Source organism: Actinoplanes sp. NPDC051475 (genome assembly GCF_040689425.1).
Lineage (GTDB): Bacteria > Actinomycetota > Actinomycetes > Mycobacteriales > Micromonosporaceae > Actinoplanes.
Genome location: NZ_JBFAZZ010000016.1, coordinates 157,359 through 171,206, shown reverse-complemented (window position 1 = coordinate 171,206; position 13,848 = coordinate 157,359). Strand labels below are relative to the sequence as shown.

Sequence of the window (13,848 nt, the reverse complement as noted above, 5' to 3'; positions counted from 1 at the left end):
TCAGCACCCCTATCGGCGGACGGGCAGCCCGAGCGGGCCGGCCGCGATGATGTCCCGCTGCACCTCGTTCGTACCGCCGCCGAAGGTGAGGATCAGCGACGCGCGGTGCATGCGCTCGATCCGGCCCTGCAGCAGCGCGCCGGGCGAGCCGGCCCGGACCGTGGCGGCCGGCCCGAGCACCTCCATGAGCAGCCGGTACGCCTCCACCGCCAGCTCGGTGCCGTACACCTTGCCGGCCGAGGCCCCGGCCGCGGCGGGGGTGTCGTCGCCGCCGGCCGCCGTCCGCCAGTTGAACAGCTTCAGCGCCTCGGTCCGGGCGTGCACCCGGGCCAGATGCAGCCGGACCCACTCCTGGTCGATCACCCGCCGGCCGTCGGCGAGCCGGGTCTGCCAGGCCCAGTCGGCGACCTCGCGCAGCGCGCGGCGCAGCGGGGCGGCCGAGGTGAGCGCCACCCGCTCGTGGTTGAGCTGGTCGGTGATCAGCCGCCAGCCCTGGTTCTCCGCGCCCACCAGCGCGGCCGCCGGGACCCGTACGTCGGCGTAGTAGGTCGCGCTGGTGGTCGGCCCCGCGAGCGTGCGTACCGGGGTCCAGGAGAAGCCGGGCGCGTCGGTGGGCACGATGAGGATCGACAGGCCCTTGTGCCGGGGCGCCTCCGGATCCGTCCGGCAGGCGAGCCAGACGTAGTCGGCGTACTGGATGAGGCTCGTCCACATCTTCTGGCCGGTGATGACGTAGTGGTCGCCGTCGCGGACCGCCCGGGTGCGCAGGGCCGCGAGATCGGTGCCGGCATCCGGCTCCGAGTAGCCGATCGAGAAGTGGACCTCCCCGGCGGCGATCCGCGGCAACAGCTCGGCGCGCTGCTGGGGGGTGCCGTGGCGCATGATCGTCGGACCGACCGTGTAGATGGTCAGGAACGGCACCGGTACGCCGGCCGTCGCGGCCTCGTCGGCGAAGACGAGCTGCTCCATCCGGGACCGGCCGCCGCCGCCGTGCTCCGCGGGCCAGCCGAGCGCGAGCCAGCCGTCGCGGCCCAGCTGCCGGACCACCGTCCGGTACGCGTCGCCGTCGCCGTACTCGCCGTGCTCGTCGGTCAGCGCCGCGCGCAGCGACGGCGTCATCAGGTCGGCGAAGTAGGCCCGAAGCTGCCGGCGCAGCTGCACGTGCGCCGGTGTGTATCCGACGTGCATGGGTGGCCCCGATTCCCTAGACTAGAACGAGTTCTAGTAGAGACGACGGAGCGGAGGGCGTCAACCGTGGAGGCGTTTCTGGTCGGTGCCGTCCGTACCCCCGTCGGCCGCCGTGGGGGCGCGCTGTCCGCGGTGCATCCGGCGGACCTCGGCGCGCATGCCATCACCGCGCTGCTGATGCGCACCGGGGCCGACCCGGGCGCCGTCGACGACGTCATCTTCGGCTGCGTGGACACGCTGGGCCCGCAGTCAGGCGACATCGCCCGCACCAGCTGGCTCGCCGCGGGCCTGCCCGAGCACGTGCCCGGCGTGACGGTCGACCGGCAGTGCGGCTCGGCCCAGCAGGCGGTCCATTTCGCCGCGCAGGCGGTGCTCAGCGGTACGGCCGACCTGGTGGTGGCCGGCGGTGTGCAGAGCATGAGCCAGGTGCCGATCGGCAGCGCGATGGCGCCCCACGGGCCGTACGCGGGCTCGACCGGCTGGGCCGCCCGCTACGGCGACCAGGAGGTCTCCCAGTTCCGCAGCGCCGACGAGATCGCCGCCAAGTGGGGCCTGACCCGCGCCGAGCTCGAGGAGTACGCGCTGACCAGCCACCACCGGGCGATCCGCGCGATCGACGAGGGCCGGTTCGGCGCCGAGATCGCGCCGCTGGCCGGGTGCGGCACCGACGAGGGCCCGCGCCGGGACACCTCGGCGGCGCGGATGGCCGCGCTCGAGCCGCTGCGTCCGGGCGGTGTCACCACCGCGGCCACGTCCAGCCAGCTCGCCGACGGCGCCGCCGCTGTGCTCGTCGCGTCCGCCGCCGCCGTACGCACCCACGGGCTGACCCCCCGCGCGCGGATCCACCATCTGTCCGCCCGCGGCGACGACCCGGTGCTGATGCTCACCGCCCCGTTCGAGGCCACGAGGCACGCGCTGCGCCGCGCCGGACTGGCGGTCTCCGACATCGACCGGTACGAGGTGAACGAGGCGTTCGCCGCCGTGGTGCTCGCCTGGCTCCGGGAGACGGGAGCCGACCCGGCCCGCGTCAACGTCAACGGCGGCGCGATCGCGCTCGGCCATCCGCTCGGCGGCACCGGCGCCCGGCTGCTCACCTCCCTGCTGCACGACCTGGAGCGCACCGGTGGCCGCTACGGCCTGCTGACCATGTGCGAGGGCGGCGGCCAGGCGAACGTCACCGTCATCGAGCGCTGCTGAGCGCGGCGAGCCGGTCGTCCGCCTCCTTCATGATCCGTTCGATGAGCTCGGCGCAGGACGGCAGGTCGTCGATGAGGCCGGTCACCTGGCCGGCCGGCATCACCCCGGACTCCGGCCGGCCCTGCACCATCGACGTCCGCAGCAGCGCCGGGGTGTTGGCCGCCATCACGGTCTGCGCCCACGACAACTCGCGACCCCGCCGGGTGGCGCGAGCGGCCTGCAGCAGCGCCGCCCACGACAGGCCGGTCTGCCGCTGGAACGCGCGGGCGTGCCGCAGCGACCGGGCCAGGCCGGCGACGCGCCCCGAGTGCTCGAGCGCCTCGACGAACGGGGTACGCAACACCCGGTGCGGCACGCCGTCGACCCGGGTGGTGACCACCGTGTCGGTGACCGACGCGGCCAGGTAGCGGCGCTTGACCTCGGCGCCGACCGGACTGTCCGAGGTGAGCAGGAACCGCGTGCCCATGGCGACGCCGGACGCGCCGTACGCCAGCGCGGCCACCAGCCCCCGGCCGTCGAAGAACCCGCCCGCCGCCACCACGGGAACGTCGACGGCGTCGACCACCTGGGGCAGGAGCAGGGTGGTGGGCACCGGCCCGGTGTGCCCGCCGCCCTCGCCGCCCTGCACCAGCACCGCGTCCACGCCCCATGCGCTCACCTTCACGGCGTGCCGGAGAGCACCGACCGAGGGCATGGTCAGCAGGCCCCCGTCGGCGCAGCGGCGGATCAGCTCCCGGCTCGGTGCGAGGGCGAAGGAGGCCAGCCGTACCCGCTCGCGGACCAGCAGGTCGATCCGGGCCGCGGCGTCCGGGCTGTCGGCGCGCACGTTCACCCCGAACGGGGCGTCGGTGCTCCGCCGGACCTCGTGGACGGCGGACCGCAGCTCGTCGAGGCTCATGGTCGCGGAGGCGATGATGCCGAAGCCGCCCGCCGCCGAGGTCGCGGCTACCAGCGCGGGGCCGGCCACGAAGCCCATGCCGGTCTGCACGATCGGGTGCCGGCAGCCGAGCAGCTCGGTGAGGCGGGTCCTCACCGGATCTCCTTCTCCCGCAACCCGTCCGGGTCCAGGCGACCCCGGATCAGGGCGAGCTCTTCGGCGGTGGGCAGCCGGGTCTGCGGCACGTCATCGGGTACGGCGAGAGCGAAGCCGGTGGCCCGCACGACCTCGGCCGCGGTCACGCCGGGGTGCACCGAGCGCAGCCGCATGCCGTGGTCCGGGGTAGCGAAGTCCAGGACGGCGAGATCGGTGACCACCGTACGGATCTCGTGGAACCGGTTGGCCGGCGTGCCGAGCGCGGCCGCACGGTCGTAGCCCACGCCGCACACCATGTCGACGCGCTCCACGAAGGTCCGCGGCGAGTGCCGCGGCACCCAGTAGCTGACGACGTGGTTGATGGTGTTGCCGGGGGCGCCGCGGACGCCGAGGAGCTGGGCGGCCGGCCGGGACCAGTCGCCGATGCAGGAGATGTTCTGGTTGCCGTAGCGGTCGAGCTGGCTCGCGCCCATCATCGCGTGCCGCCGGCCCGAGGCCACCACCTGGAACACCGCACGGTAGGGCAGCCAGCCCTCGACGGTGCCGCCGTGCTCGAGGGTCGCCTCGCCGTCGCTCAGCAGGAGCTCCGGGGCGAAGGTGAGCTGCGCCAGCCGGGCGCCGAGCCGGGGGATGAGCGCCATCGGCCCGGCGAGGATCGCGCCGTCGCCGCGCCATGCCTCCGCGCACGCGACGACGCAGAACTCCGCCCGGGTCGGCTCGCGGCCGTTCATCGCACGGCCGCCTGGTAGTCGGCCTCGTCGCCGTCCAAATACGCGGCCCGGAACCGTTCCCACTCCGACGGGGCGGACGCGGCGGCCGCGTACTCCCGCTGGAACGCCTCGTCCCGGCCGTAGTCCGGGACGCAGCTCGTGAAGTGCGCGCCGTGCGGGGTGGCCACCACGCCGTCCACCATCATCCGGTTGACCAGCAGGCCCTGCGGCGCCCCGCCCTCCACCAGCTCGGTCGTGCCCACCACGCGCTCGCAGGACAGGTAGCGGCGCCGCGCGGCCAGGCAGAACAGGTCGTCGAAGTACGGGTCGGGGCCCAGATAGCGCCCGTTGCCCCGCTCGTCGGCCAGGTTGAGGTGGATCAGGGCGGCGTCCAGCGGCAGTGCCGGCACGGCGATCAGCTCCTCGCCGTCGGCGTACGGCGAACGGACGGTCCGCAGCTCCGGATCCACGCGCGGCACGTCGGAGCCCAGCCCGGCCCGCATCGGCAGGAAGGGCAACCGGTTCGCGGCGGCCAGCAGTCCCCAGTAGAGCATTCCCTCGTCCAGCTCGGTCAGGGCCACGGTGCCCTCCTGCCGCGCCCGCCGGAAGTGCGGCTCCAGCGGGATGCTGTCGAGCGAGACGAAGCCGGTCACCACCCGGCGTACGCAGCCCGCCGCGATGAGCAGTCCGACGTCCGGCCCGCCGTAGCCGACCACGGTCAGATCGGTCAGGCCGGCCCGGGCGATCGCGCGGACCAGGGCCATCGGCTTGCGCCGCGACCCCCAGCCGCCGATGCCGATCGTCATCCCGGACCGCAGCTCGCCGGCCACGTCCTCGACGGTCATCATCGTGCCCACACGTCACCGTCCCTCGACGAAGCGCTGCCGGGCGCGGTCGCCGGCGCCGCTCAGGTTCAGCTCGAAGGTGAAGCCCTGCTCGAACCGGTACGACCGCTTGACGTCCACCGGATCGATGCCGTTGAGGGCCTCCTTGGCCCGCCGGATCACCACCGGATCCTTGGCGGCGATCTCCTCGGCCACCTCGCGGGCGGCCTTGCGCAACCCGGTGGCGGGCACCACCGAGAGCACTGTGCCGTACCGCTGCAGGTCGTGGGCGGAGACCGTCCGGCAGGTGTAGACCATCGTCCGCATCAGCTGCGGCGGCACCAGGCGGGACAGGTGGGTGGCCGCGCCGAGCGCGCCCCGGTCCACCTCGGGCAGGCCGAAGGCGGCGTCCTCGGCCGCGACGATCAGGTCGGCGTTGCCCGCCAGGCCGATGCCGCCGCCGAGGCAGAAGCCCTGCACCGCGGCGATCACCGGCACCGGGCACTCGTAGACCGCGGCGAACGCCGCGGCGCAGCCTCGATTGGCGGCCAGCAACGCCTCGTGTCCCGGGGAGCGTTGCATCTCCTTGATGTCCACGCCGGCGCAGAAGCCGCGGCCCTCGGCCGCCACCACCACCACCCGCGTGGCCGGCTCGGCGCCGGCGGTGGTGAGGGCCTCGGCGAGCTCCGTCCAGCCGGCCGCGGGCAGCGCGTTGACCGGCGGGAAGTCGAGGACCACCTCGGTGACGGCGCCGGAGTGCAGGAGTACGCCCACCGCCGCAGCCTAACCTAGCGCTTGCTTGGTGGTCTACGATCGACGGATGGACCCCCTCGCCGCAGCCGGCCGCGCCGTGGTCGTCACCGGGGGGACGCGGGGCATCGGGGCCGCGATCGCCGCCGCCTTCCTCGCCACCGGTGACCGGGTGCTGGTCTGCGGCCGCCATGAGCCGGCCGATCTGCCCCGCGCAGGCGGTGCGACGGCCGAGTTCGTTCGGGCCGACGTCCGGGATCCGGAGCAGGCCGCCGCACTCGTCGCCGCGGCCGTCGCGCGGTTCGGCGGCCTCGACGTGCTGGTGAACAACGCCGGGGGAGCGCCACCCGCCCCGGCGGACGCCGCCTCGCCCCGGCTGCACGCGAAGATCGTCGAGCTCAACCTGCTCGCCCCGCTGCACGTCTCCCAGGCGGCCTGCCCGGTGCTGCGGAGCCGGCCGTGCGGCGGGCTCATCCTCATGGTGGGCAGCGTCAGCGGGGCCCGCCCGTCGCCGGGTGCCGCTGCGTACGGCGCGGCCAAGGCGGGGCTGCACCATCTGGCGACCAGCCTGGCCATGGAGTGGGCCCCGGAGGTGCGGGTGAACACTCTGGTCGTCGGTCCGGTGGCCACGGAGACGGCGGGGCCGCAGGTGGACCTGGAGGCGGTGGCGCGCACCGTGCCGCTGGGGCGCGCCGCGACACCGGCCGAGGTCGGCGCCGCCTGCCTGCTGCTCGCCTCGCCGCTTGCCGGCTACGTGAGCGGGGCGGAGCTGGCCGTGCACGGCGGCGGCGAATGGCCCGGGTATCTGGCAGACCTCCGGGCCGCGGCGTACCCTCCGCAGAAGTAGAACGTGTTTCAATCGCCGCTGCCGGAGGTGTCTCATGGTGCTGTCGATCAAGTCGAGGCGGGACGAGGCCGGCCTGACCGCCGGCGAGCTGCTCATCGACGGGACCTGGCGCCCGCCCGCTGACGGTCGCACGTGGAGCCACGTGCATCCGGCCACGGGGGAGCAGGTCGGCGAGTTCGCGGTCGCCGCGTCCGTCGACGTCGATGCCGCCGTGCGCAGCGCCCGCCACGCCTTCGACGAGGGACCGTGGCCGCGCTCCCGGGCCAAGGAACGGATCCGGGTGCTGCGCCGGATCGCCGACCTGATCCGTACGCACGCCGGCGAGCTCGACACCCTGCTGGCGCTCGACAACGGCATGCCGCTCAGCTTCGGCCAGGCGTACGCGATGTCGACCGAGTGCGTGGCCGACGTCTTCGACCATCACGCCGGATGGATCGACAAGCTGGGCGGGGAGACGCTTCCGGCGTACCAGGGTGGTGAGCACGTCGTCCTGACCATGCGGGAGCCGGTCGGGGTGGTGGCCGCCGTGATCCCGTGGAACGCGCCGCTGCTGCTGGCCGCGCAGAAGCTCGCGCCGGCCCTGGCCGCCGGGTGCACGGTGGTGCTCAAGCCGTCGGAGTACGCGACGTTCGCCGCGCTCCGGCTGGTCCGGCTGATCGAGGAGGCCGGCCTGCCGGCAGGCGTGCTCAACGTGGTGACCGGCCCGGGCGATCCGACCGGGGACGCGCTGATCCACCACCCGCTGGTCGACAAGATCACCTTCACCGGCAGCAGGTCCGTGGGCCGGCTGGTGCAGGCCGCCGCCGCGGACGGGACGAAGCGGGTCAGCCTCGAGCTCGGCGGCAAGAGCCCGTCGATCGTCTTCCCCGACGCCGAGGTGTACGCGGCCGCGGCCGTCACGATGGGCACGGTGACGCTGGGGCTGTCCGGCCAGGCCTGCGTGGCGCAGAGCCGTGCGCTGGTCCATCGCGATGTCTACGACGACTTCCTGGCCGTCGCCGAGGGCATGGCCGGCATGGTCCACTACGGCGACCCGTTCGACCCCGAGACCACCGCGTCGCCGCTGATCAACGAGCGCCAGCTGCACCGCGTCCTCGGGTACATCGAGCGCGGGCAGCAGGAGGGCGCCCGGCTGGTGTGCGGTGGCGACCGCCCGGACGGCGAGCTGGCCGCCGGCAACTTCGTGAACCCCGCCGTCTTCGCCGACGTCAGCAACGACGCCACCATCGCGCGGGAGGAGATCTTCGGTCCGGTGCTGGCCGTGGTGCCGTTCACCGACGAGGACGAGGCCGTCCGGCTGGCGAACGACACGTCCTACGGGCTTTCCGCCACGGTGTGGACCAGCGACGTCAAGCGGGCCATGCGGATGACCCGCGCGGTCCGGGCCGGGACGGTGGGGATCAACGGCTACCAGCTCGAGCCGCATGTCGCGTTCGGCGGGTTCGGTCGGTCCGGGCTCGGGCGGGAGGGCGGCCGGGGCGCCATCGAGGCGTACACCGAGGTGAAGACGGTCCTGCTGCCCACGACCGACGAGCTCATGTGACCAGGCGGCGGTGGTCCCAGCTGACCGTACGGCTCGGCTCGACCACATAGGCCACGCGCTTTGCGGCCGCCCGCTCCACGTACTCCTCGAGGGCATCGGGGGGCGGGCCGCCGGGCAGCCGCGAGGCGACCAGGCGGCCGATCTCGGTCACCCCGGCCAGGTCGTCGATGCGTCGCACCACGCCGGTCACCTGGACGCCGCGCAGCTCGAAGTAGTCGTCGCCGTCCTCGACCAGGCAGGTCAGGCGGGGGTCACGGGCCAGGTTGCGGGCCTTCTGCGAGGTGCGGTAGGTCCAGAACGCGATCCGGGCGTCCCGCAGGCCGTAGAACATGGTGACCAGGTGCGGCGTACCGTCCGGATTGATGGTGGCCACCTGCACCTTGCGCCCGGCGGCCAGCAGGGCCGCCTCCTCGCCGGCCGGCATCCGGACCGCGGCGCGCTGGTTCACCTCTGCTCGCCGAATGTGCCGGGCGCCAGCGGCAGCGTCTCCTCGCAGACGAAGCCCGGCTGCGGCGGGTCGTCGGCGAACGCCGGCGCCAGCGCGGCGTCCAGGTCGGCCGCAGACCACTGACCGCCCCCGGCATGCCACGCCGCGCGGACCGTGGGCGGCCCGAGCACCGCCACCACGTCGCTGTGCACGACGAAGACCTCGCCGGTGATCCGCTCGCCGGAGGGCCCGGCCAGCACCGTGACCAGCGGGGCGACCCGCTCCGGGGCCATCGGGTCCGGGCCCTGCGGCGCCGGCCCCATCAGGTCGCCGGTCATCGCGGTGCGGGCGCGCGGGCAGATCGCATTGGCGCGTACGCCGTAACGGGCACAGCCGCGCGCGGTCGACACGGTGAGCGCGACGATGCCGCCCTTGGCAGCCGCGTAGTTGGGCTGGCCGGCCGAGCCGAGCAGGAACGCCTCGGACGACGTGTTGACGATCCGGGCGTACACGGGTGCGCCCGTCGCCTTGCTGCGCTCGCGCCAGTACGCCGTGGCGAACCGGGTGGTGACGAAGTGCCCGCGCAGATGCACCCGGATCACCGTGTCCCACTCCTGCTCGGACATGGCGAAGACCATCCGGTCGCGCAGCACGCCCGCGTTGTTGACCAGGATGTCCAGGCCGCCGAACGACTCCACCGCCCGGCTCACCAGGGCCTGGCCGGTCGACCACTCGGCGACGTCGCCGGGGCAGACCACGGCCTCGCCGCCGGCCGCCCGGATCTTCTCGGCCACGCCGTCCAGGGCCGCCCCGGGCAGGTCGTTGAGGACCAGCCGGGCGCCGGCGGCGGCGAGCGCGGTGGCCTCGGTCGCACCGAGCCCGTTGGCCGCGCCGGTGACCGCGGCGACGCGTCCCGCCAGCGGCAGCTGGTCACTCATGTCAGTAACCCGGTCCACTGAGGAGTCCTCCGTCCGCGACGAACTCGGCACCCGTGCTGTACGACGACTCGTCCGAGGCGAGGAACGCGACCAGCCGCGAGATCTCGATCGGCTCCGCGAACCGGGCGATCGGCAGCGACTTGAGGAACGCGCCCGGGTCCACTGTCATGCTCTCGCCCGCGGCGATCGCCATCGAGGTCAGCACTCCGCCCGGATGCACCGAGTTGACCCGGATGCCGAGCGGCCCGAGCTCCTGCGCGGCCGACTTGGTGATCCCCCGGACGCCGAACTTGCTGGCGCTGTACGCCGACAGCCCCGCCGCCCCGACCAGCCCCTCGATCGACGAGACGTTGACGATCGACCCGCCGCCGGCCGCGGTCATCGGCGCCACGACCTGATGGATGCCCAGCCAGCAGCCCACCAGGTTGACGTCGATCACCCGGCGGAACTCGTCCGGCGGCATCTCGCCGATCGGCGCGTGCCGCAGGATGCCGGCGTTGTTGACCAGGACGTCGAGCCGGCCGAAGGCGTCCAGCGCGGTGTCCACGGCGGCGGCCCAGCCGGCCTCGCTCGTCACGTCGTGGTGCACGTACCGGCACACCGGCGCGCCGAGCTCGTCGGCGACGGCCCGTCCCCGCTCGTCGAGCACGTCGCCGATCACCACTCGGGCACCCTCGGCGGCGAAGTGCCGGGCGTGGGACTTGCCCATGCCGCGCGCGCCGCCGGTGATGAGTGCCACCTTGCCGTCCAGCCGCCCCATCGGCCCTCCCCGGTGCCGGTTCCCGCCACAACCAAACGCTTGCTTGGGTAGCGTAACAGCGGGCGGCGCGATCGGCTCCGGTCGATTACGGCGCGGTGATGCCGTCGAACAGCAGGCGCAGCAGGCCGTCGGAGATCTGGTCACTGCTCCAGCCCGCTCCCCGCCCCTGCCGCCAGAACGTGGGAATCCAGAGGATGTCGCGCAGCAGCCGGTAGGTCAGGCGGGCGTCCAGATCGGCGCGGAACTGCCCGGTCTCCTTCCCGCGCTCGAGCTGCTGCACCCAGGTCCGCTCGATCTCCTTCATCGCCTTGCGCAGGTACGCGAACCGCGGCTGGCCGCTGAAGTAGTTCCAGTCGTTCTCCAGCATGGCGAGGGCGGCCCGGTGCCGCTTCAGCGTCTCGGCGCTGGAGCGGACGATCCGTTCGATCGCACCGCGGGCGTCCTCGCTGTCGGCCACCGCGGCGCGGTAGCCGGTGAGCACGTCGTCGAGGAACGCGCTCAGGATCTCGTCGCCGATCGACTCCTTGGAGTCGAAGTGGTGGTAGAGGCTGCCGGAGAGGATGCCGGCCGCGTCGGCGATCTCGCGGACCGTGGTGGCCCGGAAACCCTTCTCGGCGAAGAGGTCGCCGGCCAGCTGGATCAGATGCGCGCGGCGCTCCGAGGGCAGCGCGGCCTTCTTGGAGGTCGTCACCCGGGTCATTATGGGGACCGCCGGCCCTGGTTGCCCAATCGCTTGCTCGGTGCGTCGCCGCCCGTTAGCGTAGAACACGTTCTAATTTCGGAGGAGGCGCGATGCGGGCGGCGGTGCTCCACGGTATCGGTGACGAGAAGTTCGACATCCGCGACGACGTGAGCGTGCTGGGCCCCGGCCCGGGCGAGGTCCGGATCCGGGTCCGGGCGGCCGGCGTCTGCCACTCCGACCTGTCGGCCCGCGCCGGGCTTTTGCCCCAGCCGGTCCCGGCGGTGCTCGGGCACGAGGCGGCCGGCGACGTGATCGAGATCGGCGCGGGGGTCGAGGACCTCGTCCCCGGCGACCGGGTCACCGTGAACTGGCTGCCGTCCTGCGGAAGCTGTCCGTCCTGCCGGCGCGGCGAGCCGCACCTGTGCATGACCCACGTGATGGCCGGCTACGCCGCGCCGCGGTTCATGGTCGGCGACACCCCGGCCTTCGCGATGGCGGGCTGCGGCGCGTTCGCGAGTGAGATCGTCGTGCCCCGCGCGGGCGCCGTGAAGATCGGGCAGGACGTGCCGTACGAGGTGGGCGCCCTGATCGGCTGCGGGGTCATGACCGGTGTCGGCGCCGTCATCAACACGGCCGCCGTCCGGCCCGGGGACACGGTCGTGGTCATCGGCTGCGGTGGCGTGGGCATCGCCGCGATCCAGGGTGCCCGGCTCGCCGGTGCGGCCCTCATCGTGGCGGCCGACACCGTGCCGGCCAAGCACGACATAGCGCGGCGGTTCGGCGCCACCCACGCGGTCACCCCGGACGAGCTGAGCGACCTGTCCGTCGAGCTCACCGGCGGCGAGGGCTTCGACTACGCGTTCGACGTCGTGGCGGTGCCCCAGACGCTGCGCACGGCGTGGACCGCGGCGCGCCGGGGCGGCACGGTCGTCGTCGTCGGCGCCGGCAGCGCCGAGCACCGGGTCGAGTTCAGCCCGTTCGAGCTGCTCTTCGAGGGCAAGAAGATCATCCCTTCCCTGTACGGCTCCGCCGACCCGCCGCGCGACTTCGACCGCCTGCTGGCCCTCTGGCGCGCCGGCCGGCTGGACATCGAGGGCATGGTGAGCCACCGGCTGACCCTCGAGCAGCTCGACGACGCCCTGGACTCGCTCGGCCGCGGCGACGTGATCCGCCAGGTGGTCGTCCACGACTCGGACCTCTGAGCCCGGCATGCGCCTGGGAATCCAGCTCGGTTACAGCGGCGAGGGCTTCGCGGACGCCGTCGAGGAGGTCGTCGAGTACGAGGCGGCCGGCGCCGAGATCGTCGTCGTGCCGGAGGCGTACAGCTTCGACGCGGTCAGCCGGCTCGGCTACCTAGCGGCCCGGACCCGGCGGATGACGCTCGCCTCCGGGGTCATGCAGCTCTACACCCGGACCCCGACCCTCACCGCCATGACCGCTGCCGGGCTCGACTACGTGTCCGGCGGCCGCTTCTCGCTCGGGCTGGGCGCCTCCGGCCCGCAGGTGGTCGAGGGCTTCCACGGCGTCGCGTACGACGCGCCGCTCGCCCGTACCCGGGAAGTGGTGGAGATCTGCCGGCGCGTCTGGCGCCGGGAGACGCTGGTCTTCGAAGGCGAGAAATATCGGATCCCGCTGCCACCGGACCGGGGGACCGGCCTGGGCAAACCGCTCAAGCTGATCAACCGGCCGGTTCGCGAGCGCATCCCGATCCTGCTGGCCGCGATGGGACCCCGCAACGTCGCACTGGCCGCCGAGATCGCCGAAGGCTGGCAGGCGCTCTTCCTCGCCCCGCGCGCCGCGTCCCGGGTCTTCGCCGACCCGCTCGCCGAGGGCCTGGCGCGGCGCCGGCCCGAGCTCGGACCGCTGGACATCATGGTGCCCGTACCGTTCGCCGTGGCCGACGCCGGCCCGGCATTGCTCGGGCCGCACCGCGCGCAGCTCGCGCTCTACATCGGCGGGATGGGCGCCCGCGGCCGGAACTTCTCGAACGACCTGGTCCGCCGCTACGGCTACCGGCGCGAGGCCGAGCGCATCCAGGAACTGTTCCTCGGCGGCTGCCGCGCCGAAGCCGTCGCGGCGGTCCCCGAGGAGCTGGTCCGGGAGACGGCGCTGGTCGGCCCGGCCGGCGAGCTCCGGGCCCGGCTGGCCGAGTTCGCCGCGGCCGGGGTCACCACGCTGCTGGTGGCACCGCTGGCGGCCACCCGGGCCGAGCGGGTCAAGGACGTCGCCGAGCTCCGGCGCCTCCTCGACGAGCCCGGCGCCGCGGACTGACCTTCCCCTCACAGCCAGTTCTGCTCGGTGGCGATGCGGATGGCGTCCAGCCGGCTGCGGGCGCCGATCTTCTGCATGATGGTCGACAGGTACGTGCGGACCGTGCCGGTCGTGAGGAACAGCCCGGCGGCGATGTCCCGTACGGAATTGCCCGCGGTGGCGAGCCGGAGCACATCACGTTCCCGCGGGGTGAGCGGGTTGGGTCGGCCCTTGAGCACGGAGGCGGCGATCGTCGGCTCGATGAAGCGTTCCCCGGCCGCCACCCGCCGCACGGCGTCGGCCAGCTCGCCGACACGGCAGTCCTTCTTCAAGTACGCCCCGAGCCGGCAACCGAGGGCGTGCCGCAGGGCGTTCGACGCGGCCGCCGTGGCGAGCACGAGGACGGCGGAGTCGGGACACTCCTCGGTGAGGATGTCGACGGCGTCGATCACGGAGCTCATCAGGGTGTCGAGGTCGACCACGAACACGTCGGCCTCGACCTTGCGGGCCAGGTCCGGCGTCACCTCCACGGTGGTGTGCTCGGCGACGACGTCGAGGTCTTCCTCGTACGACAGGGATTTCGCGAGTGCGGTTCTGAGCAGGCAGGAATCGGCGATCAGCATGATGCGGATCACGGTGGTGTCCTTCCGGGTGCGTGCACTCTGCCGGGCTCGTACCGGCATCGGACGGGAGGCACGG

15 protein-coding genes are annotated in these 13,848 nt (G+C 73.6%); 5 read left to right on the top strand and 10 right to left on the bottom strand.

Features of this window, described 5'->3' with window-relative positions:
* Positions 1 to 9: 9 nt before the first annotated feature.
* Entirely contained in the window at positions 10 to 1,188 is a 1,179-nt protein-coding gene (locus tag AB0368_RS29660; RefSeq protein WP_366157295.1) for an acyl-CoA dehydrogenase family protein, read from the bottom strand.
* Positions 1,189 to 1,254: 66 nt separating this feature from the next.
* On the opposite strand from AB0368_RS29660, the gene AB0368_RS29655 reads away from it, so the two are divergent.
* Complete coding sequence (locus tag AB0368_RS29655; protein WP_366157294.1) at positions 1,255 to 2,385, top strand: acetyl-CoA C-acetyltransferase; 1,131 nt, start codon at positions 1,255 to 1,257, stop codon at positions 2,383 to 2,385.
* On the opposite strand, the gene AB0368_RS29650 is transcribed toward AB0368_RS29655, so the two are convergent.
* Genes AB0368_RS29650 through AB0368_RS29635 form a run of 4 tightly spaced genes read right to left on the bottom strand, consistent with a single transcriptional unit; the run spans position 2,369 to position 5,726 of the window.
* The gene (locus AB0368_RS29650) at positions 2,369 to 3,418 is read right to left on the bottom strand and encodes a nitronate monooxygenase (protein ID WP_366157293.1); all 1,050 of its coding nucleotides are present in this window, start codon (positions 3,416 to 3,418) and stop codon (positions 2,369 to 2,371) included. The genes AB0368_RS29655 and AB0368_RS29650 overlap by 17 nt on opposite strands.
* Positions 3,415 to 4,149, bottom strand: coding sequence for a CoA-transferase (locus AB0368_RS29645; RefSeq protein WP_366157292.1), 735 nt, complete (start codon positions 4,147 to 4,149; stop codon positions 3,415 to 3,417). The genes AB0368_RS29650 and AB0368_RS29645 overlap by 4 nt, the downstream gene beginning before the upstream one ends.
* Positions 4,146 to 4,976: a CoA-transferase gene (locus tag AB0368_RS29640; protein WP_366157334.1), complete on the bottom strand. Its 831-nt coding sequence runs from the start codon at positions 4,974 to 4,976 to the stop codon at positions 4,146 to 4,148. Before AB0368_RS29640 ends, AB0368_RS29645 begins: the two co-directional genes overlap by 4 nt.
* Positions 4,977 to 4,988: 12 nt before the next feature.
* Positions 4,989 to 5,726, bottom strand: a complete 738-nt coding sequence (locus AB0368_RS29635) for an enoyl-CoA hydratase family protein (protein WP_366157291.1) — start codon at positions 5,724 to 5,726, stop codon at positions 4,989 to 4,991.
* Between the two features lie 46 nt (positions 5,727 to 5,772).
* Between AB0368_RS29635 and AB0368_RS29630 the strand changes: the two genes are divergently transcribed.
* Positions 5,773 to 6,549, top strand: coding sequence for an SDR family oxidoreductase (locus tag AB0368_RS29630; protein ID WP_366157290.1), 777 nt, complete (start codon positions 5,773 to 5,775; stop codon positions 6,547 to 6,549).
* Positions 6,550 to 6,583: 34 nt separating this feature from the next.
* Positions 6,584 to 8,092 (top strand): aldehyde dehydrogenase family protein, encoded by a 1,509-nt coding sequence (locus AB0368_RS29625; protein WP_366157289.1) that lies wholly within the window; start codon positions 6,584 to 6,586, stop codon positions 8,090 to 8,092.
* On the opposite strand, the gene AB0368_RS29620 is transcribed toward AB0368_RS29625, so the two are convergent.
* From AB0368_RS29620 to AB0368_RS29605, 4 genes are all read right to left on the bottom strand, one after another.
* Complete coding sequence (locus AB0368_RS29620; RefSeq protein WP_366157288.1) at positions 8,085 to 8,540, bottom strand: pyridoxamine 5'-phosphate oxidase family protein; 456 nt, start codon at positions 8,538 to 8,540, stop codon at positions 8,085 to 8,087. The two genes, AB0368_RS29625 and AB0368_RS29620, sit on opposite strands and share 8 nt — an antisense overlap.
* Entirely contained in the window at positions 8,537 to 9,457 is a 921-nt protein-coding gene (locus AB0368_RS29615) for an SDR family NAD(P)-dependent oxidoreductase (protein ID WP_366157287.1), read from the bottom strand. Before AB0368_RS29615 ends, AB0368_RS29620 begins: the two co-directional genes overlap by 4 nt.
* A 1-nt stretch (position 9,458) precedes the next feature.
* Complete coding sequence (locus tag AB0368_RS29610; RefSeq protein ID WP_366157286.1) at positions 9,459 to 10,217, bottom strand: glucose 1-dehydrogenase; 759 nt, start codon at positions 10,215 to 10,217, stop codon at positions 9,459 to 9,461.
* Between the two features lie 85 nt (positions 10,218 to 10,302).
* The gene (locus AB0368_RS29605) at positions 10,303 to 10,908 is read right to left on the bottom strand and encodes a TetR/AcrR family transcriptional regulator (protein WP_366157285.1); all 606 of its coding nucleotides are present in this window, start codon (positions 10,906 to 10,908) and stop codon (positions 10,303 to 10,305) included.
* 101 nt (positions 10,909 to 11,009) lie between these two features.
* On the opposite strand from AB0368_RS29605, the gene AB0368_RS29600 reads away from it, so the two are divergent.
* Together AB0368_RS29600 and AB0368_RS29595 are read left to right on the top strand one after the other, a co-directional pair.
* Positions 11,010 to 12,101, top strand: a complete 1,092-nt coding sequence (locus AB0368_RS29600; protein ID WP_366157284.1) for a zinc-binding dehydrogenase — start codon at positions 11,010 to 11,012, stop codon at positions 12,099 to 12,101.
* Positions 12,102 to 12,108: 7 nt separating this feature from the next.
* Positions 12,109 to 13,170: an LLM class F420-dependent oxidoreductase gene (locus tag AB0368_RS29595; protein WP_366157283.1), complete on the top strand. Its 1,062-nt coding sequence runs from the start codon at positions 12,109 to 12,111 to the stop codon at positions 13,168 to 13,170.
* An 8-nt stretch (positions 13,171 to 13,178) separates the two neighbouring features.
* Here the strand turns inward: AB0368_RS29595 and AB0368_RS29590 are convergent, their stop codons facing one another.
* Entirely contained in the window at positions 13,179 to 13,784 is a 606-nt protein-coding gene (locus AB0368_RS29590) for a response regulator transcription factor (RefSeq protein ID WP_366157282.1), read from the bottom strand.
* Between the last annotated feature and the right edge of the window lie 64 nt (positions 13,785 to 13,848).

What these genes read in the sequence shown, in the direction of transcription:
- AB0368_RS29615 (WP_366157287.1), bottom strand. Translation starts at nt 9,457, where the DNA reads ATGAGTGACCAGCTGCCGCTGGCGGGACGCGTCGCCGCGGTCACCGGC.
- AB0368_RS29610 (WP_366157286.1), bottom strand. Translation starts at nt 10,217, where the DNA reads ATGGGGCGGCTGGACGGCAAGGTGGCACTCATCACCGGCGGCGCGCGC.
- AB0368_RS29600 (WP_366157284.1), top strand. Translation starts at nt 11,010, where the DNA reads ATGCGGGCGGCGGTGCTCCACGGTATCGGTGACGAGAAGTTCGACATC.
- AB0368_RS29645 (WP_366157292.1), bottom strand. Translation starts at nt 4,149, where the DNA reads ATGAACGGCCGCGAGCCGACCCGGGCGGAGTTCTGCGTCGTCGCGTGC.
- AB0368_RS29640 (WP_366157334.1), bottom strand. Translation starts at nt 4,976, where the DNA reads ATGATGACCGTCGAGGACGTGGCCGGCGAGCTGCGGTCCGGGATGACG.
- AB0368_RS29595 (WP_366157283.1), top strand. Translation starts at nt 12,109, where the DNA reads ATGCGCCTGGGAATCCAGCTCGGTTACAGCGGCGAGGGCTTCGCGGAC.
- AB0368_RS29630 (WP_366157290.1), top strand. Translation starts at nt 5,773, where the DNA reads ATGGACCCCCTCGCCGCAGCCGGCCGCGCCGTGGTCGTCACCGGGGGG.
- AB0368_RS29625 (WP_366157289.1), top strand. Translation starts at nt 6,584, where the DNA reads ATGGTGCTGTCGATCAAGTCGAGGCGGGACGAGGCCGGCCTGACCGCC.
- AB0368_RS29660 (WP_366157295.1), bottom strand. Translation starts at nt 1,188, where the DNA reads ATGCACGTCGGATACACACCGGCGCACGTGCAGCTGCGCCGGCAGCTT.